Source organism: Kaistella carnis, from assembly GCF_003860585.1.
GTDB classification, from domain to species: domain Bacteria; phylum Bacteroidota; class Bacteroidia; order Flavobacteriales; family Weeksellaceae; genus Kaistella; species Kaistella carnis.
Window position 1 is genome coordinate 2,334,426 of record NZ_CP034159.1, and the last position, 17,735, is coordinate 2,352,160.

Sequence of the window (17,735 nt, forward strand, 5' to 3'; positions counted from 1 at the left end):
GGCCTCCTCTGAATTCGTGCGTTGCCAAATCAAAGATTTTTAAGGATTGGAAGATTTAAAAAGAAACCTTGCGTCTATTCCGCACTGATTTATAGTCCTTTTACTAATTTAGTTTAGTAGAAGATTAAGATAATAGTTACCTAGTAGTTTTAAAATATTATTCTTGAAATAATTTCTGGATTGTTAATCTAGTAAAAGCAAGCTTTAAAATATTTAAGATAAATATTAATGACGAAAAGTGTCCAATTTCGGTATAGGTATATATAATGTAAACCAAAAATGGACACTTTTAATCCTGAGTAGGAACATTTGTTAGTTTTGACATTAATCCTGGAAGGCTTGCAGGTTCTTCATTTTTAGCAGTATTGCTGATTTCTTCCTTATTCTCATCAGTAGATTTATCTACAGGTTGAACTTTCTTTTTAAGTTGGTCTTTAATGCTTTTTGTATAGATTGAAGGAGTTTCAGCTTTAGGAATAAGATCACTTTTTTTATTTTCTAGTGTTAATGACTTTTTAAAGTTTGCCATGAAGTTATTGTAACCTTCAACACTGCCATAATTATTTATAGCAAACTCTTCAAATGTTGTATCTGAATTTATTAAGTCCAAGTATTCTGCTGGTTGCACTAGATTAATATGATTATTAGATATTGGTAAAGATTTTATTGATGAAACAATCATTACATATCTTCTTTCGCCATTGATTTCTATCCTAGGGTTCGGAAGATCCTCAAGATTTATAAAGTCTTCTACTAAAATTGAATAAAATGAGTTTATGTTTTTAGTTATATTATGGGTATTAACTCTTCGAGTAAATTCATAAACATTATTACTAATAAAATCATCCTCATCAACTAGATAGTTTATTAGTTGAGTGAATCTAGGTAATTCTGAAGTTGTGATGAAATTATCGTCAGGTTTAATAGGAAGGTATTCGTAAGATTGTGACCCTCTACTGTAGGATCTTTTTTGAGAAATTATCTTCTCCCTAAAATATCCAAGGTTTTGATAAGCAACAATCCTCTGCTTATCTACGTCAGAAAAGGTTCTATCTTCTACATTAATTGTACTAGCACTTTTTATAGCATCTAAGAAGTACTGACTTCTACTATAATCTAAATCCTCTGTTCTAGTTTTATAATCTTCTTTTAGATGGTAGTTATTACCATAGTACATGAAGGCTACAAATCTTAATAATTGTTTCTCAAACTGCGAATTTTTGAAAGATTTAATTTTAGTTATTTTTTCTCCTTCCTCTTTTCTGTATTGTAGTGTTACAACTCTAAATAATTCATTTCGAAACTCAAGATATGCTAATCTAAAATTAAATCTAGCTCTAAGTGTTTGAAAATATTCCTCACCCCAATATCTTTTAAGAGCTTCTTCAAAGATAAATTGCATGTCATTATCTTGAAATGTAAAATTAGTCTTATAGCTAATTTCGGAAAGACTACAATTAATAAACTGATTCGTGAAGGCACAGTAAGTTATATAGGAAGATAGTTCACCTCCAAAAAAACTATAAGTATCAGCAAGATAATCTTCTCCTCTATTCAAAACAAAGTTTTTGTAACTTGGAAAATCTAAGCTTGCGAGTCCTATTCTACTAGTCTCTCGAGAATATTCAATTCCTGTCAAAACATTATCCTTTAAAATATCTTCGTAAAACTCTTTGAGGTAGTACAACTGAAGTCTTTGAGGAAAATATTTCACCTTATCTACATCCTTTTTATAGTGGCTAACCTTATCATAGTGCTTTTTAAAAACACTTACCTGTTCCTCAGTAAAAGTTCTTGGAAGAGATTCATAGTCAAAAGGATCTGGCTTTGATAAAATGATATGTATTTCTCCTTTTTTTCTTTGTCTAGCTAATGCTTGAATTACAGAGTTTATTCCACCAGAGAAAATTCCATAATTGTTTTTAAATTTTCCAATGGTATGTCTAGATGGCATTATTATTACAAAAGCATGATTTTCTTTTTCTATACTTACGCCAGATTTGAAATTAGTTCCAATATTACATCTTCTCTTATCAAATCTATTCTGGGGTGGAGCATTATCTGGCCTTTCATTATCTATATTTTCAGAGGTGCAATCGTTTATAGGACCAAATTTCTCTGCTAGTTTTCCACCTAATTCTTTATCCTTTATTATTTCTTGGGCTAATTTTTTTGAGTAACAGAGAACATCTACCTTTTTATCACTCTTTATCAAACTAGTTATTGCTGATCTTATCTCAAGCGTACTAGTAGTAAACCTGTGCTCAGCTGAATAATGAAGAATGAGTTTGCTTTGTTTCGAAATGTTTCTATCCCTTTCAGTTTCAATAATATGAATCTTCTTGTCTGTTAATTCAGCTAGATATTCTATAACCACTTTAGATGCTTCACTAAATGTAGCACTGATGATAAAGTTTTTATGAATTACTTTTTTCCATTTCCAGAGATTGAAAATAAATTCTTCCTTGAAGTTCTTTATAGTGTCATGAATTTCATCATATATAAATACAACTTTGATGTTGTTTTCTTCGCAGTGTGCAATTAGTTCATTTAGATAGGCTCTCTTAATATCTGAGTTCTTATAACTGTCGTCTCCAGGATTACCTAATAGGGTATTAGCAGTTAAAACTTGAACTCTTTTGTTGATGTATGGAATCTTATCCCTTCCTAGAGAACCATAGTTATATATTTGGTTAGAAGGTATATCACCATCTTCATTAATATCTTTACAGTACTGTTCAACTAAACTAACAAATGGTGTTGCCACAATAATTAAGAACTTCTCTGGATCATCATAAAACCTTTTAATGGTCTTAATGATTGCATAGGACTTTCCTTTTCCTACAGAAGAGTTTATCACAATTGTATTCTTCTCTTCAAGATTAATTTCCTTCTGCAAAGAATCATTTAAATACTCATTTTTCTCTATTTCAAGGCTGGTTTTTTTTATTTCGAAGCCATCAGGATTGTTCCCAAATAAATCTATATAGCTAAAGTCAGCCTCATTAAGTTGTTTGTATTCTATTGGGAAATCCTTGAAATGCTCGTTTGGTAATGCCATCTTTATATTTAACTGTGCTGTAAAAATACTACAACACAGTTAAACAAAGAAATTTAGCTCAATTTAATATTTAATTTGTCCATCTGTTCACTCACCTTTCTCTGGACAACTTTCGCATAGTGTGCTTGGGTAATTCCAATTTCAGAATGTCCTAGTAGTTCAGATACTATTTCCATAGGAACATCATTGTATAGTAGGATAGTAGAAGCAAAGGTCTTTCTAGCAGTGTGATGAGTGAGTTTCTTACTAATTCCAATGATATCAGCTATTTCCTTTAGGTAAGCATTGAATTTTTGGTTCGAAATTAAAGGTAAGATCTGGTAATCATTTTTATACTTACCCAAAATTATCTTTGCTTTGTCTAGTAAAGGGACGCTATATGTTCTAGTTGTTTTCTGTCTTGTGATGTTGATCCAAATATTCTTATCAAAGTTTACAACTAAATCTTTAGGTTGTAGATTTGCCATTTCAGTATATGCAAGTCCTGTATAGCAACAAAATATAAACATATCTGCAACTTGTTGAAGCCTAGCTGATGCAAATTGATGATTTTCAAGACTACATAGTTCTTCTGTAGTAAGAAATATTATTTGTTTCTTAGGTTTCTTGTTCTTATGAAGCAGGAATGGATCTTTATCAAGAAAATCTAACCCTACGGTTTGTTTTATGATTTGCTTAAATCTCTGTAAGGTTTTGTGAATGGTATTCTGTTCAAATTGTTTCTCAGCTTTAAGATAATATTCAAACTCGTTAATAAAACTCATCTTCAAATTCTGAAGTAGAAAGTCTGATCTATTGAATTTCCACTTTATAAAATTCTTTACGTGAGCCTTAGTCTGATGGAACTTGCTTACTGATCCTTGAGTTGTGCTGATTCCAATTAGCTTTTCTTGCTTATTAATATAAAGATTAAACATTTCCATGACAGTTTTATCCTGCTTGATATTTTCTCCTTTGTATTGACTGTAGATATCATCTACATTAAAGTCCTTTGCTTGGATTTGAAGCAATAAAAAAGCCTGATTAAGTTCTTGTTTAATCAGGCTCAATTGAGTGTTTATTTGAGTGTGCTCTGTGTCTCGTGGGATTGCTTTCTGTTTAGAAGCATTCCAAAAATTGGGATTAATGAACAATCCGGAGGAAAAAGGCTTTCTCTTCTTATCTAATGTTATTCTACATTCGATTGGACAGACACCCTTAAGATTAATCTTGTTCCTTCTTAAAAGGAATAGTATTGATAGTTTCATTGTAGTAATGGGGGTTTAAATGGGTAACCTAGAATTTCAGTGGGTAACCTAGAGGGTAACCTAAAAAAGATTTTAGTTGTGCTATTTCATGATTGTAAGAGAATACAAGTAGTTGCCCTAAACAAAAAAACTCCTCAATTTCTTGAGAAGTTTTGGTGGGCGATACTGGGTTCGAACCAGTGACCTCTGCGATGTCAACGCAACGCTCTAAACCAACTGAGCTAACCGCCCTAAATTAAAAAAAAACCTCAGAATAAACTGAGGTTTCTTGGGTGGGCCCTGAGGGATTCGAACCCCCGACCCTCTCGGTGTAAACGAGATGCTCTGAACCAACTGAGCTAAGAGCCCGATACCATTTTGATGTGTCAAATTTTGGTTCGGCAAATGTACAAAAAAAATCTATTCCTCCAAATTTTTTTCTAAAAATTCTCCTACTACAAAGTTGCTTCCACCGATAAAAATCATTTCTTCTTTTTTAAGTTGTTGTTTTGCAAAAAGATACGCATCCTGTACGGTTGGAAAAATTTTATAATTTATTTTCGATTTTTTTAGTAAATCTTCATAATCTTCAGGATGACGACCCCGGTTTACCTTAGGTTTCGCAAAATAGAAGATAGAATCCTTGGGAAGAATTTGCAAAACTTCCTCAATTTTTTTGTCTGCTACGAAACCTAAGATGATATGTTTGGATTTTGGTATGGCATTAATCTGTGCAAAAACCTGTTCTAAACCGGCTTGATTGTGTGCCGTGTCGCAAATAATTAAAGGGTTTTGGGAAAATTCAAACCAGCGACCGATGAATTTGGTATTTTGATGCACATTTAAAAGTCCGTCTTCGATATTTTTTTCAGAGATATGAAGTCCTGATTTTTGTAATTCTTTTACCAAGGCTAAAACAACTTTGATATTTTTCTGCTGATAATTACCTTTTAAATCTGAAGCATAATCGTTTTCTATGGAGGTAGCATCAATGAAATCAGCATTTTTTTCTAATGCTTTGGCCTTGATAATATTCCGCACTACTGAATCTTCTGCACCTGAAATGATGGGAATATGGGACTTTATGATTCCGGCCTTTTCTGTTGTAATTTCTTCAATAGTCTTTCCTAAAACATCTTGATGATCCAAGGCGACGTTTGTAATAGCAGTAATTATTGGATTTATAATATTGGTAGAATCCAGCCGTCCGCCTAAACCGACTTCTATAATCGCATAATCTACTTTCTTTTGATAAAAATATTCGAAAGCCATAATGGTCGTTAATTCAAAAAAAGAAGGCGAGATTTCCTGGGGAAGATTTCTTAGTTTCTGGGTGAATTCATACACGAATTCTTTGTCACAGTTTTCGCCATCGATTTTTATTCGTTCGGTAAAATCGATGAGATGAGGTGAATTGTAAAGACCTGTTTTATAACCCGCTTCCTGAAGAACTGAAGCCAACATATTGCTCGTGGAGCCTTTTCCATTGGTGCCACCAATGTGAATCATTTTTAATTGGTTCTGAGGGTTTCCAAATAAATCACAGAGTTTTCGAATATTGTCCAACCCTGGTTTGTAGGCTTTCTGGCCATCAATTTGGTAATTCGCAAGTTGTGCGAAAAGCCAGTCGATTGCTTGTTGATATTGCTGATTTGTCATCTTACAAAAATCTTAAAATTTTTAAGGAGGGAAAAGTGGTCGTTTTAGTTCTGCTACTTAAAAGGTGCCCAAACTGCGACCCGACTGAAACGGAGCTCTTTTTATAAAATAAATGAAGGGAAAAATGCGGTGGATTATTTTATGAAAAAGCGGGAGTGGAAGGCGGAAATTTGTCGCCCAAAAAATTCTTAAAAAGTAATGCTGTACGTTCCTGTAGAAGATGTGTTTGCTCTTTCTGCCTTCACATATTTCTTCACCCAGCTCACTGAACTGGAAACCACGCAAGGATCGGAAACGCCGCTCAAGCGTCTGGCAGAAATCACATTACCGGCTTTATCTACGGTGTAAGAAACATTGATGGTGCCGGTGGCTGTACAATTATTTGTCGGTTGAGCGCCGCCACGTCCCATTGTTCCCGGAATAAAACCAACCAATTTACGGTCGATCCCAATTTTGCTGTCCCCGTTTCCTTCTCCGCCTAAGGGATCGCCGGCATTTCCGGTGGTGCCATTGGTTCCTTGATTTCCTGCTTTCGTTCCGCGTCCTTTCAATAGATTTCCTATGGCCGCAGTTCCTTTGCCATCGCCAGTGCCGGTTTTGGAGTTGGGAGTAGCTGCTTTGGCAGGAGTAGATTTTGTAGGAGTCGTCTTAGCGGGCGTTGCTTTGGTCGGTGTTTTCTTTGGACTTATTTTCTCAGCTTTTGGTACCGCAGTTACTGGATTTGTTCCTGTGATTATTTTTTCGGGAACAATAGGTTTTGTCTGTTCAACTTCCGGTTGGGATTCTGTTACTTCGTTATTTGCAGCCAAACTTCCTTCTTGGTTAGCGGGTTCTTCTACTTCATTTCCTTGGCGGTTGTTCCCAAAGTTAAGAAGCATGGTTGTGACTTCTTCTGGTTTTTCGGTGATTTTGGTAAATTTATAAAAGAATATTCCCAGAAAAATCAACAGGGAAATAAGCAGCGTCAAAATAAGGCTGTTTCTTCTGTCTTTGTCTTCGTTTCTTTTATGTTGAACGGTGTAATGCATTTTCTCTGAAGTTCCTTTTTTTGAAGAATAAATAATTTAGTTTTCCTGCGTCGTTGCAATGGCTAAATTATACTGGTGGTTTTCTGCAATTCCCATCACAAAAACAACATCTTTGTGTTTCGTATTTTCGTCTGCACGAATGGTAAAAGAAGGTTTTTCCTCGCCTTTTAAGGTGTTGACTAAATATTGTTCTAGTTGTTCTTTCGGGATTTCCTTATCGTTTACAAAATACTTGCCGTCTTCTTTTATAGTCACTACGGAGGGATCCTGAACATTGGGATTCGTAGTTTCGGCTTTCGGTAATTTTACCTCAATGGCACTTTGGGTGATGGCAGAACTTGTGATCATGAAGAAAATCAAGAGCAAAAAGATAATATCGGTCATCGATGCCATACTGAATTCAGCATTGACTCTATTTCTTCTCTTTAATTCCATTATAGCGGGGTATTTAAGGTATCCAGAAATTCATTCACATGGGTTTGAATTTTTAAAACCAAACGGTCAACATTGGTTACCAAAATATTATAAAAAAAGTAAGCGGGAATTCCGATAAATAAACCGACCGCCGTTGTTGCCATGGCGGTGTAAATTCCGGAAGCCAATAATTTAGGACTTACTGCACCGGTTACATTTGATATTTCGAAAAAGGCCATGATCATTCCAACTACGGTTCCTAAGAATCCTAACATCGGCGCCGCTCCTGAAGCAGAGGCTAAAATGTTAAGGTTCTTTTCCAGTTTCGAAACTTCTAATTGACCTTGATTTTGCATAGCGTTTGAAATGTCAGAAATAGGTCGTCCAATTCGGGCCAAACCTTTTTCAATCATTCTGGCTTCCGGAGAGTCGATCGTTTTACAATAATCAATTGCAGTGGTAATCTTACCTTCCTGTACGAAATCCTTGATGTTTTCTAAAAAATTGGGAGTTTGCTTGGAAGCTCTTTTAATGAAAAAATATCTTTCTAAAAAGATATACAGCGCGAGAATTCCCAAAAGAAAAATGGCGATCATAATGATATTTCCGACCAGTCCGCCTCCGAAAAGAATTTCCCAAAGCGAAAAAACGTGTTTTTCTGTAGTGGTATTGATGATTTGCGTTGGAGCTTGTAAAAACATGAGTTATTTTTTGATTTTTAGATTGAACGTCAAAATTACCTTAATATTACAGATTTTAAGGTGATTTATTAAAGTTTGAATGAATTATCAGGATTAATCTTCTTCTACTACAATCTCGTCCTGCTTGAAATTGCATTTCAGTTTAAATGGAATAGGATCACCTGAACCCGTACAGAAATCGGTAATATTTCCTTCCCAAAAAAGTTCCAGTTCTCCCTCAGCATCGTTTTTGAAAACGAGTTTACTGTCGGTAAGGAAAACATCTTCATCGTCAAAGAGATCCACGCCGGTGAAATTATCTGCGTCTTCATCGGAAATGTCAAAAGATTTCCCCACCAATTCTGCGTCTTCAATTGGAAAATCAAAAACATTCATCGAAATTTGAGGGAAGTTGTATTGCAAAGAATCATCATCTACATGATCCAAAGAATCATCGGTAATGATTTCTACTTCTAAAAAATGTTGGGTGTTGCTGTAAACCGCTTTGCAATAAGTATTCTGGATGTGGTATTTAAGGGTTTCATCCGGATGATAGATTTTTAAAATCCCTTTCATTTCTGTTGGAAAAATTGAGTTATATAATTCATAGCGAAACTGATTGAACAAAGATAAAAAATAGATTGATTGCGCAAAATTATTTGTTGTAAATTTCATTTCTGTCTAAATCGACCGTTTAATTTACAATAGTAAAACTTTAAACAAAAAAAATTAATTTAGCATCTTTAAACATAGGAAAATGAAAAACTTACTATATACTGCTTTTTTAGGAGTGGTTTTCTTGAGCGGAGTTACAAGCTGTAAAAAGTCTGATTCTCCTTTAACTAAAGTGACACCGGTTGAAGTAGATTCCATTGCGACGAATTATTACGAACAGTATTTAAAGCTTTATCCTTTAGAAGCTACTTCCCAAGGCGATCTGCGTTACAATGATCAGTTGCCCATTAATATTGATAAAGATTTTATTTCCGGTGAAATATCTTTTTATAATTCGGTTCAGAATGAATTAAAGAAACTGGATTATCAATCACTGAATGATGAGGATAAGACGGTTTATGATGTTCTTGATTATACTTTAAAGGATAAGATTGAACGATATGCCTATCATCCTGAATACATTCCGTTCACCCAATTTGGTGGATTGCCGCTTGATTTTCCTTTGTTGGGAAGTGGAGAAGGAAGTCAACCTTTTAAAACAGAAAAGGATTATGAGGATTGGTTAAAGAGAATGGAAAAATTCCCGGAATGGATGAATACCGCAACGGAAAACTTCCGCGAAGGAATTAAAAAAGGAATCGTACTGCCTAAAAAATTGGTGGTTAAAATGATTCCGCAGATGAAAGCGGAAGAACTTACGAGTTCTGATCTTGATAAAAATATATTCTATGGACCAATTAACAATTTTCCGAAAAACTTTAGCAGTGCACAAAAGCAGAAGTTAACTCAGAAATATACCGAGGTTATTGCGAACCAAATAGTTCCGGCCTACACAAAGATGGGTGAATTTCTTGAAAATGAATATTTGAGCAAAGCCAGAACCACTGATGGAATAAATGCATTGGCGAAAGGAAATGAGGTTTACGCCTACTACACGAAAAGCTGGACGACCACGACCAAAACACCTGAAGAGATCAATAAAATTGGGCTGGAACAAGTTGCAATGCTGCGCGGAGAAATGGAAAAAGTAAAACAGCAAGTTGGTTTTACCGGAACCTTGGATGAGTTTATTACGCACGTAAAATCTGATCCAAAAGCAATGCCTTATAAAACAAGTAAAGAAGTTCTCGCAGGTTTCAATGGTATTCTGGCTAAGATTACACCGAAATTGAAAACAATGTTTGGAGTAACTCCGGTAACTCCATTTGAAATTCGTCAAACCGAGAAGTTTAGAGAAGCTACTGCAAGTGCCGAGTATATTCAGGGAACGCCGGACGGAAAAAGACCCGGGATTTTCTATATTCCAATTCCAGATCCGACGAAATTCAATGTGACTTCCGGCATGGAATCACTCTTTTTACATGAAGCAATTCCGGGACATCACTACCAGATTTCTTTACAGCAGGAAAATACCAAACTTCCCAAGTTCATGCGTTTCGGCTGGTTCGGTGCGTATGGCGAAGGTTGGGCACACTACTGTGAAACCCTCGGTCCGGAGTTTGGGTTGTACACCGATCCATATCAAAAAATGGGTTATTTGAGTGATCAAATGCTGCGTGCTGTTCGGCTTGTTGTTGATACCGGAATTCACACCGGAACCATGAATCGCGAAGAAGCGATTAAATATTTCTTAAGCAATATTTCATATGATGAAGCATCTGCCACGGCTGAAGTAGAGCGTTATATGGCGATGCCTGGACAAGCTTTAGGTTACAAAATTGGCGCATTAAAAATTCGTGAATTGCGCGATAAATACACAAAAGAACTTGGAAGCAAATTCAGTCTGGGCAAATTCCACGATGAGGTTTTAAATCAGGGATGTTTGCCTTTAGATGTCTTGGATCGCAAAATGGAAAACTGGTCAAAAAAACAGTAATTTAGATTTACTAATTACGATTCTACAATCTGTAGATAGAAATTGGGGGCAGATTATTTCTGTCCCCATTTTTTTATTTATGGTGGTATGTTGGAAAAAGTAGAACCTCCATTAGACAATAGTTTTAAGGCCGTATTACCTTCTAAAAATCCTTCTTTAATGATCGAAAAGCATTTTGGTAATGAAATCGTTCTCTTTATTTCCTCGCGCGGGCGAATATTCTCTGCCGTAGAAAATAATCTGGAGATGTAGTTTATTCCAGGTTTCTTTAGGGAACAATTTCTTGGCATCTTTCTCTGTTTCCACGACATTTTTTCCGGAGGTTAATTTCCACTGCGTCATCAATCGATGAATATGCGTATCTACAGGAAAAGCAGGAACGCCAAATCCCTGACTCATGACCACTGAAGCGGTTTTGTGTCCAACTCCCGGAAGCGCTTCCAGTTCTTCAAAAGTTTGGGGAACGACACCATTATGTCTTTCTACAAGGAGTTCTGCCATTCTTTTTAGGTTTTTGGCTTTCGTATTAGCGAGACCGATTTCTTTAATTAAATATTTAATTTCATCAACTTCCAGATCTTTCATTTTTAAAGGATCGCCCGCAACTTCAAAAAGTTTAGGCGTGATCTGATTCACTTTTTTATCGGTCGTTTGAGCGGAAAGCGCCACCGCAACTAATAAAGTAAACGGATCTTTATGATCAAGCGGAATCGGAACGGTAGGATATAATTTTTCGAGTTCGGTCATTACGATTTCTGCTCTTTGCTTTTTCGTCATTTTAATTCTAAATTTGAACAAAAATAAACAATATGTTGAACGTAGGCGATCAGTTACCGGAATTTGAAAGTGTAAATCAAGATGGTGAAAAGGTAAAGTCATCCGATTTTTTAGGAAAGAAATTGGTGGTTTTCTTTTATCCAAAAGCAAATACACCAGGTTGTACCGCGGAGGCGTGCGATTTGAATGATAATATTTCACTTCTTAAAAAAGAGGGTTATGAAATAGTAGGAATCTCTGCGGATTCGGTTTCTGCTCAAAAGAAATTTCACGAAAAGTTTGGATTTCAATATCCACTAATTGCCGATGAAAGCAAAGATATTTTAGAAAAATTCGGCGTTTGGCAACTGAAGAAATTCATGGGAAAAGAATATATGGGAATCGTTCGTACGACCTTTATATTTGATGAAAATGGAGTTTGTACGCGCGTTATCGACAAGGTAAAAACCAAAGAAGCTGCGAAACAAATTTTGAAAAATTCGTAAAAGACTAAAATATATTTCCAAGAATGCACGAATATTTTAATTCATGTATTCGTGGTATTTTCTATAAAAACAACTTTTGTAGTTAATAAAAAATTTAAATTACAAAGTCACAAAAAGTTTTAAGTTAAAATTGATACGCTATTAAGTTAAAAAAAGCTTCAACGATTTAGTTTGCGTAAAAATATTTAAGAATTTGCATGAAACCGAAATCTAGCCTAGCATTCGTTGGGCTTTTTTTACCCCTTCTGTCAAAATATCAACTTCTTCAAAAGTATTGTAAACAGCAAAACTTGCACGAACTGTTCCCGCAATATTAAAATATTCCATAATCGGTTGTGTACAGTGATGTCCCGTTCGCACCGCAATTCCGAGTTTATCCAGAATCATTCCGACATCAGAAGCAATCCCGATTCCTTCAAGGTTGAAGGATACTACACCAGTTCTATTGGCCTTTTCACCGTAAATTCTTAAACCATCAATTTCCAGTAACTTTTTCTGAGCATAATCTAATAAAGCGTGTTCATGAGTCTGAATATTTTCATGACCAATTATTTCCATGAAATCAATGGCTGCTCCCAAAGCTATATTTCCACCAACATTCGGTGTGCCGGCTTCAAATTTAAAAGGCAAATCTGCATACGTTGTTTTTTCAAAAGAACAGGTTGCAATCATTTCGCCGCCGCCATGAAAAGGCTGAAGTTTTCTGAGGATATCTTCTTTGCCATAAAGAATTCCGGTTCCCATCGGAGCGTACATTTTGTGTCCGGAAAAGACAAAGAAATCACAGTCCATTTTCTGAACATCGATTTTAAAATGCGGAACCGACTGTGCACCATCAATGACAATCATTGCGTCTGAATTCGCTCTGGTTTTTTTAATGATTTCTTCAATTGGATTTATGACTCCTAAAGCGTTTGAAACCTGGTTTAAAGAAACAATTTTCGTTCTCTCACTTAAATTTTGATCTAAAAAATCGAGTTGAAGAATTCCGTTTTCATCCATTGGAATTACTTTCAATTTCGCGCCTGTTCTTTCACAAAGCATTTGCCAAGGAACAATATTCGAGTGATGTTCGAGATAAGAAATAATAATTTCGTCGTCTTTCTTAATCAAATTCGTTACTGCATAAGCGATGAGGTTGATTCCTTCCGTCGTTCCTTTGGTGAAAATAACTTCAAAATCATTTTTCGCATTAAGAAATTTCTGAACTTTTCTGCGGGAAACTTCCATCTCTTCCGTAGCTAACTGACTCAGAGTATGAATTCCACGATGAACATTGGCGTTGATTTCTTTATAATATTTCTCCCAACTTTGTAAGACAGAAATTGGTTTTTGAGAAGTTGCGCCGTTGTCAAGATAGACCAAAGGTTTACCGTTAACAGTTTGAGTAAGAATAGGAAACTGACTGCGAATATTTTGTAGGTCAAACATAATGCTTATTTAGAATGCTTCAAATTTACGAAATTTTAAATTGAATAGTCTTTATTAGATTATAGATTTAATCACAAGAGATTAGAGAAGAAATATTCAAAATAAATTTTAGCGCATTTTTTATTTAGCAGAAAAGGCACAAAGAATGATGACTTTAAAGTTATTCAAAAGACATCAAATCCTAATCAAAATTTTTCACAACTTCATTCACGTAAAAATCAACCTGACTTGGTCTTTCTTTCGCATCTACAGTTTCCCTTTTATCCATTCCGGTGCGAACGATGACCATGTTTTTTTCCGGGATCATAATAATGTATTGACCATACAATCCCCGGAAATAGTAGTGTTTTACTGCAGCGTCATTATTGATCCACATTCCTTTTCCATAAGCGCCTCGCGATAATTTGGTGGGCGTTTTAATGGCCGCTAATGAAGTGGCGCTGATAATCTGTTGTCCGTTAAAAGTTCCGTCATTTAAAAACAATTGTCCCAACTTTGCAAAATCTCTACTTGTAGAATTGATGCAACAGAAGGTTTTTTCCATTTTAAAATCATCGGTATTCCAGGTGGCATTTTGCTCCATGCCGAGTGGTTGCCAGAAATTTTCCGACGCATATTCCGCAATGGTTTTGTTGAGCCTTTTTCTTAATGCAAAACCCAGAAGCTGCGTGGCTCCGGATTGATACTCGAATTTTGTTCCCGGCTCAGCTTTAAAGCCACGCATAAAAACAGCTTCTTCCAAAGACTTTCCGTAATAGGCTTTGGCATTTGGCAGAAAAGGATTGTTATAATTTTCGTTCCAGTTTAAGCCGGCTTCCATTTCTGCAAGATTAGCAAGCGTTAAATCTTTTCCAAAAGTTACATTTTTATAATTCTCAAAGAAATCTGAAAATGGTTCATTAAAACTCTTTATTTTTTGGTCTTCTATTGCTTTTGCAACCAACATCACCGTCACCGTTTTCGCCATGGAGAACGAATTGGTTTTAGAGTTTTGACTGTAGCCGTCCCAATATTCTTCGTGGACCAGTTTGCCGTTTTTAATAATTAAAAAAGACGAAGTATTGGAGCTTTTTAAATCTTCAACTAAATTTTTCGGCAAGGACTTTTTATTATAGAGTGAATCCTTTTCCCAAGGAATTACTTTTCCTTTTGCAATAACGTGGGAGGGAAAATAAGAGCCATCATCAATCGTAGATCCACCTTCGCCGCGCAAATAAGTTTCGCGAATTCCCTTGAATAAATAATCGTAGCCAAAAGTATAGGCGAGTGCGATCAAAGCTGCGATAAGGACTAAAAGCCCTTTCAGAATTTTTTTAAACATGGTTAATGGTTTCTACAAATTTAGCATTTATAACGGTTATTCTTAAAAATAAAAAAGTCCCGGATTTCTCCGGAACTTTTCTTCAATAATATTTTTTTAGAACCTTAAATCTTAGAAAGTAAATTTCTGAAATTCGTTTTTTCGTCGATAATTCTACGTAAATCAGAAACTGCAACTCTTTCCTGTTTCATCGTGTCTCTGTCTCTTAAAGTTACGGTGTGATGAGTTAAAGAGTCGTGGTCAATTGTAATACAGAAAGGCGTTCCAATTGCATCCTGACGTCTGTAACGTTTTCCGATACTGTCCTTATCTTCATAAATCATGTTGAAATCATATTTCAAATCATTGAAGATCTTCTCCCCATATTCTCCTAAACCATCTTTTTTCATCAATGGTAAAATCGCTGCTTTCACCGGAGCCAAAGCCGGCGGAAGAGATAGAACTGTTCTCTCTGAACCGTCTTCTAAAACTTCATCTTTCAAACAGTTAGAGAAAATTGCGAGGAACAAACGGTCTAAACCAACCGAAGTTTCTACAACATAAGGAACATAATTTTCATTTCTTTCTGCATCGAAATATTGTAATTTACGGCCGGAATGTTTTTCGTGCGCACTCAAATCGAAATCGGTTCTGGAGTGAATTCCTTCCAGTTCTTTAAATCCAAATGGGAACTTAAACTCAATGTCAGCCGCAGCATTTGCGTAATGCGCCAGTTTTTCGTGATCGTGGAATTTATAATTGTTAGCACCCAAACCTAACGCCAAATGCCAGTTCAAACGTTTCTCTTTCCAAGCTTCATAAAAACCTAATTCTGTTCCCGGAGGTACAAAAAACTGCATTTCCATTTGTTCAAATTCACGCATTCTGAAAATAAACTGTCTCGCAACGATCTCATTTCTAAAGGCTTTACCAATTTGAGCAATTCCAAAAGGTAATTTATGACGGGATGTTTTTTGAACATTTAAGAAATTCACAAAAATTCCCTGCGCCGTTTCCGGTCTCAAATATAAATCGGTTGCAGAATCTGCAGATGCTCCTAATTTAGTTCCAAACATTAGGTTGAACTGACGAACATCCGTCCAGTTTTTAGAACCGGTATCAGGATCCGCAATTTCCAACTCTTCAATCAATGCTTTCACGTCGGCAAGATCTTCTTTTTCAAGAGATTGCGCCATTCTGGAAAGAATTGTTTTCTGCTTTTCTCTGTATTCTAAAACACGCGGATTCGTGCTTTCAAATTCGTTTTTATCGAATGCATCTCCAAATCTTTTCGCTGCTTTATCGATTTCTTTTTGGGCTTTATCTTCTAATTTCGCACAATAATCTTCCAGTAGAACGTCGGCTCTGAAACGTTTTTTCGAATCTTTGTTGTCAATCAATGGATCATTAAAAGCATCAACGTGGCCGGAAGCTTTCCAAATGGTAGGATGCATAAAAATTGCAGAATCAATACCCACAATGTTGTCATTCAACTGAACCATCGCCTTCCACCAATACTGTTTGATGTTGTTTTTCAGTTCCACCCCATTTTGTCCGTAATCGTAAATCGCTGAAAGTCCGTCGTAAATTTCACTCGAAGGAAAAATAAAACCATATTCTTTCGCGTGCGAAATCAATTTTTTGAAAACATCTTCTTGTTTTGCCATCGTTTTTAGAATTTATGCAAAAATAGGGAATTTTATTGTATTTTTTAGGAGCCGGGAACCTGCTCTACACTCTATCTTTTTTATTTTTTGCGCCGCTTTTCCCGCACCGAAAAATAAAAAAGGATGCCGTTGCGATCAGGGCTATTTTAAATTCGGATTCATAAAAAAGAGGTGCTGTAAAAACAAAAAACGGAAATCACTTTCCGTCTTCATTAGTATTTAAGGTTATGGCGATTTAAAAATTATAACTTAAAGCCAAACCATTTTCGGCAGTTTCCACTTTGAAGTAGGGTTGAAAAGCCGTTGATTCACCATTTTCAGTTTGGATTGCTTTGTCGAAGTTTTTCTTAGCACCTAAATAAAACGGAATCGAAGCCAGGGCAATTCCGGCACTGATTCCGAAAACCGTCCATCGCGCGCTGTTATCAGTTTTATAGACATAGGTGGTTCCAAAAAGTCCCTCCACCTTTGTTTCCTTTGGGCTGCTGATAATTTGTCCTAACGTGAACCCCATTCCGAAACCGCCCACAGTTCCTAAAATATCGCCAAAAGTTTTGTTGCTTCTTCCTTTCTTGAAATAGTTTCTTGCCTCGGTCTTATCAAATACTTGCTCGTATTTGGATATTTTATAAGTCTGTCCATCTTTTGATAGTTTCCGACCCGACATTGAAACTTGTGAAAAGACACTTTGAAAAGAAAGAGCCAATCCCAAAAGTAGAAATTTATTCATATATTTTTTTTGCTAAAGTAATGGTTTTAATTTATATTAATTGCTTTTAATGAATTTTTTGATGTCTTCATTATCCCCATAAATAACCAGGATATCTGCAGCTTCTAAAACGGTATCGGTAGTTACAACTCCCTGAATCTGGTTAATCCGTTTTACTTTCCCGAAGAGATTTTTATCCGCTATTTTTTTAATGATGGTTACACAAACAAGGTTATAATTGTTTCTGAATCCCACCTCTTCAATTGTCTTTCCCACCAATTTATCAGGAATGGAGATTTCTGCAATACTGAAGTTCATGCTGAGTTCAAATGAATCCACCATGCCTTTTAGGGAGAGTTTTTTCGCCCATCGTTCGGCACTTTCATCTTCGGGGTGAATAATCGTTTCTACATTCATAGCCTCTAATATGGTTTCATGAATTGGTGTTATGGCTCGACTGATAATGCGGTTTGGATGCAGTTTTTTTACCATTGCAGTCGCCATGATATTCGCCCCGGTATCTTCGCCTATGGCAATAATTACAATGTCGGTATCTTTCCAGGGAAGTCCGGACATTGCGAATTCATCCGTAGCATCAAGGCAAATGGCGTAGGAAATCTTTTCTTTTACGGCTTCTACCTTGGCGATGCTGTTGTCAATTCCGATAACTTCGTTACCTAATTTTGTGAGTTTTTCGGCGAGAGAAAGTCCAAAATTTCCTAAACCGACGACTATATATTTCATGTT

The 17,735-nt window shown here is 35.8% G+C and carries 15 protein-coding genes and 2 tRNA genes; 2 read left to right on the forward strand and 15 right to left on the reverse strand.

What is annotated here, in order from left to right; all coding sequences use genetic code 11:
* Positions 1–289: 289 nt before the first annotated feature.
* From EIB73_RS10845 to EIB73_RS10885, 9 genes are all read right to left on the reverse strand, one after another.
* Positions 290–3,061 carry a DEAD/DEAH box helicase family protein gene (locus tag EIB73_RS10845; RefSeq protein ID WP_125025292.1) on the reverse strand — a complete coding sequence of 924 codons (2,772 nt, stop codon included), beginning with the start codon at positions 3,059–3,061 and terminating at the stop codon, positions 290–292.
* Positions 3,062–3,114: 53 nt separating this feature from the next.
* Positions 3,115–4,308 (reverse strand): site-specific integrase, encoded by a 1,194-nt coding sequence (locus EIB73_RS10850; RefSeq protein WP_317132663.1) that lies wholly within the window; start codon positions 4,306–4,308, stop codon positions 3,115–3,117.
* 153 nt (positions 4,309–4,461) lie between these two features.
* A tRNA-Val gene (locus EIB73_RS10855) sits at positions 4,462–4,539 on the reverse strand.
* A 42-nt stretch (positions 4,540–4,581) separates the two neighbouring features.
* A tRNA-Val gene (locus tag EIB73_RS10860) sits at positions 4,582–4,656 on the reverse strand.
* 51 nt (positions 4,657–4,707) lie between these two features.
* Positions 4,708–5,946 carry a bifunctional folylpolyglutamate synthase/dihydrofolate synthase gene (locus EIB73_RS10865; protein ID WP_125025294.1) on the reverse strand — a complete coding sequence of 413 codons (1,239 nt, stop codon included), beginning with the start codon at positions 5,944–5,946 and terminating at the stop codon, positions 4,708–4,710.
* 188 nt (positions 5,947–6,134) lie between these two features.
* The gene (locus tag EIB73_RS10870) at positions 6,135–6,974 is read right to left on the reverse strand and encodes an energy transducer TonB (RefSeq protein WP_125025295.1); all 840 of its coding nucleotides are present in this window, start codon (positions 6,972–6,974) and stop codon (positions 6,135–6,137) included.
* A gap of 36 nt (positions 6,975–7,010) precedes the next feature.
* Positions 7,011–7,409, reverse strand: a complete 399-nt coding sequence (locus EIB73_RS10875; RefSeq protein WP_125025296.1) for an ExbD/TolR family protein — start codon at positions 7,407–7,409, stop codon at positions 7,011–7,013.
* Entirely contained in the window at positions 7,409–8,089 is a 681-nt protein-coding gene (locus EIB73_RS10880) for a MotA/TolQ/ExbB proton channel family protein (protein ID WP_125025297.1), read from the reverse strand. The genes EIB73_RS10875 and EIB73_RS10880 overlap by 1 nt, the downstream gene beginning before the upstream one ends.
* Positions 8,090–8,182: 93 nt before the next feature.
* Positions 8,183–8,743, reverse strand: a complete 561-nt coding sequence (locus EIB73_RS10885; RefSeq protein ID WP_376782468.1) for a hypothetical protein — start codon at positions 8,741–8,743, stop codon at positions 8,183–8,185.
* Between the two features lie 82 nt (positions 8,744–8,825).
* On the opposite strand from EIB73_RS10885, the gene EIB73_RS10890 reads away from it, so the two are divergent.
* A complete protein-coding gene (locus EIB73_RS10890) occupies positions 8,826–10,619 on the forward strand; it encodes a DUF885 domain-containing protein (RefSeq protein WP_125025298.1) in 1,794 nt (597 codons plus the stop codon).
* Between the two features lie 156 nt (positions 10,620–10,775).
* Here the strand turns inward: EIB73_RS10890 and nth are convergent, their stop codons facing one another.
* Complete coding sequence (nth, locus tag EIB73_RS10895) at positions 10,776–11,396, reverse strand: endonuclease III (protein WP_125025299.1); 621 nt, start codon at positions 11,394–11,396, stop codon at positions 10,776–10,778.
* A 32-nt stretch (positions 11,397–11,428) separates the two neighbouring features.
* Between nth and bcp the strand changes: the two genes are divergently transcribed.
* Complete coding sequence (gene bcp, locus EIB73_RS10900; RefSeq protein ID WP_125025300.1) at positions 11,429–11,881, forward strand: thioredoxin-dependent thiol peroxidase; 453 nt, start codon at positions 11,429–11,431, stop codon at positions 11,879–11,881.
* Between the two features lie 210 nt (positions 11,882–12,091).
* Here the strand turns inward: bcp and EIB73_RS10905 are convergent, their stop codons facing one another.
* The 5 genes from EIB73_RS10905 to EIB73_RS10925 form a co-directional block, all read right to left on the reverse strand.
* A complete protein-coding gene (locus EIB73_RS10905) occupies positions 12,092–13,312 on the reverse strand; it encodes an aminotransferase class V-fold PLP-dependent enzyme (protein WP_125025301.1) in 1,221 nt (406 codons plus the stop codon).
* Between the two features lie 181 nt (positions 13,313–13,493).
* A complete protein-coding gene (locus EIB73_RS10910) occupies positions 13,494–14,633 on the reverse strand; it encodes a serine hydrolase domain-containing protein (RefSeq protein WP_125025302.1) in 1,140 nt (379 codons plus the stop codon).
* Positions 14,634–14,737: 104 nt separating this feature from the next.
* Positions 14,738–16,279: a glycine--tRNA ligase gene (locus tag EIB73_RS10915; RefSeq protein ID WP_125025303.1), complete on the reverse strand. Its 1,542-nt coding sequence runs from the start codon at positions 16,277–16,279 to the stop codon at positions 14,738–14,740.
* A 235-nt stretch (positions 16,280–16,514) separates the two neighbouring features.
* Positions 16,515–17,009 (reverse strand): hypothetical protein, encoded by a 495-nt coding sequence (locus tag EIB73_RS10920; protein ID WP_125025304.1) that lies wholly within the window; start codon positions 17,007–17,009, stop codon positions 16,515–16,517.
* Between the two features lie 36 nt (positions 17,010–17,045).
* Positions 17,046–17,732 (reverse strand): potassium channel family protein, encoded by a 687-nt coding sequence (locus EIB73_RS10925; RefSeq protein WP_125025305.1) that lies wholly within the window; start codon positions 17,730–17,732, stop codon positions 17,046–17,048.
* Positions 17,733–17,735 lie beyond the last annotated feature (3 nt).

What these genes read in the sequence shown, in the direction of transcription:
- EIB73_RS10925 (WP_125025305.1), bottom strand. Translation starts at nt 17,732, where the DNA reads ATGAAATATATAGTCGTCGGTTTAGGAAATTTTGGACTTTCTCTCGCC.
- EIB73_RS10850 (WP_317132663.1), bottom strand. Translation starts at nt 4,308, where the DNA reads ATGAAACTATCAATACTATTCCTTTTAAGAAGGAACAAGATTAATCTT.
- EIB73_RS10920 (WP_125025304.1), bottom strand. Translation starts at nt 17,009, where the DNA reads ATGAATAAATTTCTACTTTTGGGATTGGCTCTTTCTTTTCAAAGTGTC.
- bcp (WP_125025300.1), top strand. Translation starts at nt 11,429, where the DNA reads ATGTTGAACGTAGGCGATCAGTTACCGGAATTTGAAAGTGTAAATCAA.
- EIB73_RS10845 (WP_125025292.1), bottom strand. Translation starts at nt 3,061, where the DNA reads ATGGCATTACCAAACGAGCATTTCAAGGATTTCCCAATAGAATACAAA.
- EIB73_RS10910 (WP_125025302.1), bottom strand. Translation starts at nt 14,633, where the DNA reads ATGTTTAAAAAAATTCTGAAAGGGCTTTTAGTCCTTATCGCAGCTTTG.
- EIB73_RS10885 (WP_376782468.1), bottom strand. Translation starts at nt 8,743, where the DNA reads ATGAAATTTACAACAAATAATTTTGCGCAATCAATCTATTTTTTATCT.
- EIB73_RS10870 (WP_125025295.1), bottom strand. Translation starts at nt 6,974, where the DNA reads ATGCATTACACCGTTCAACATAAAAGAAACGAAGACAAAGACAGAAGA.
- EIB73_RS10875 (WP_125025296.1), bottom strand. Translation starts at nt 7,409, where the DNA reads ATGGAATTAAAGAGAAGAAATAGAGTCAATGCTGAATTCAGTATGGCA.
- EIB73_RS10865 (WP_125025294.1), bottom strand. Translation starts at nt 5,946, where the DNA reads ATGACAAATCAGCAATATCAACAAGCAATCGACTGGCTTTTCGCACAA.
- EIB73_RS10890 (WP_125025298.1), top strand. Translation starts at nt 8,826, where the DNA reads ATGAAAAACTTACTATATACTGCTTTTTTAGGAGTGGTTTTCTTGAGC.
- nth (WP_125025299.1), bottom strand. Translation starts at nt 11,396, where the DNA reads ATGACGAAAAAGCAAAGAGCAGAAATCGTAATGACCGAACTCGAAAAA.
- EIB73_RS10915 (WP_125025303.1), bottom strand. Translation starts at nt 16,279, where the DNA reads ATGGCAAAACAAGAAGATGTTTTCAAAAAATTGATTTCGCACGCGAAA.
- EIB73_RS10880 (WP_125025297.1), bottom strand. Translation starts at nt 8,089, where the DNA reads ATGTTTTTACAAGCTCCAACGCAAATCATCAATACCACTACAGAAAAA.
- EIB73_RS10905 (WP_125025301.1), bottom strand. Translation starts at nt 13,312, where the DNA reads ATGTTTGACCTACAAAATATTCGCAGTCAGTTTCCTATTCTTACTCAA.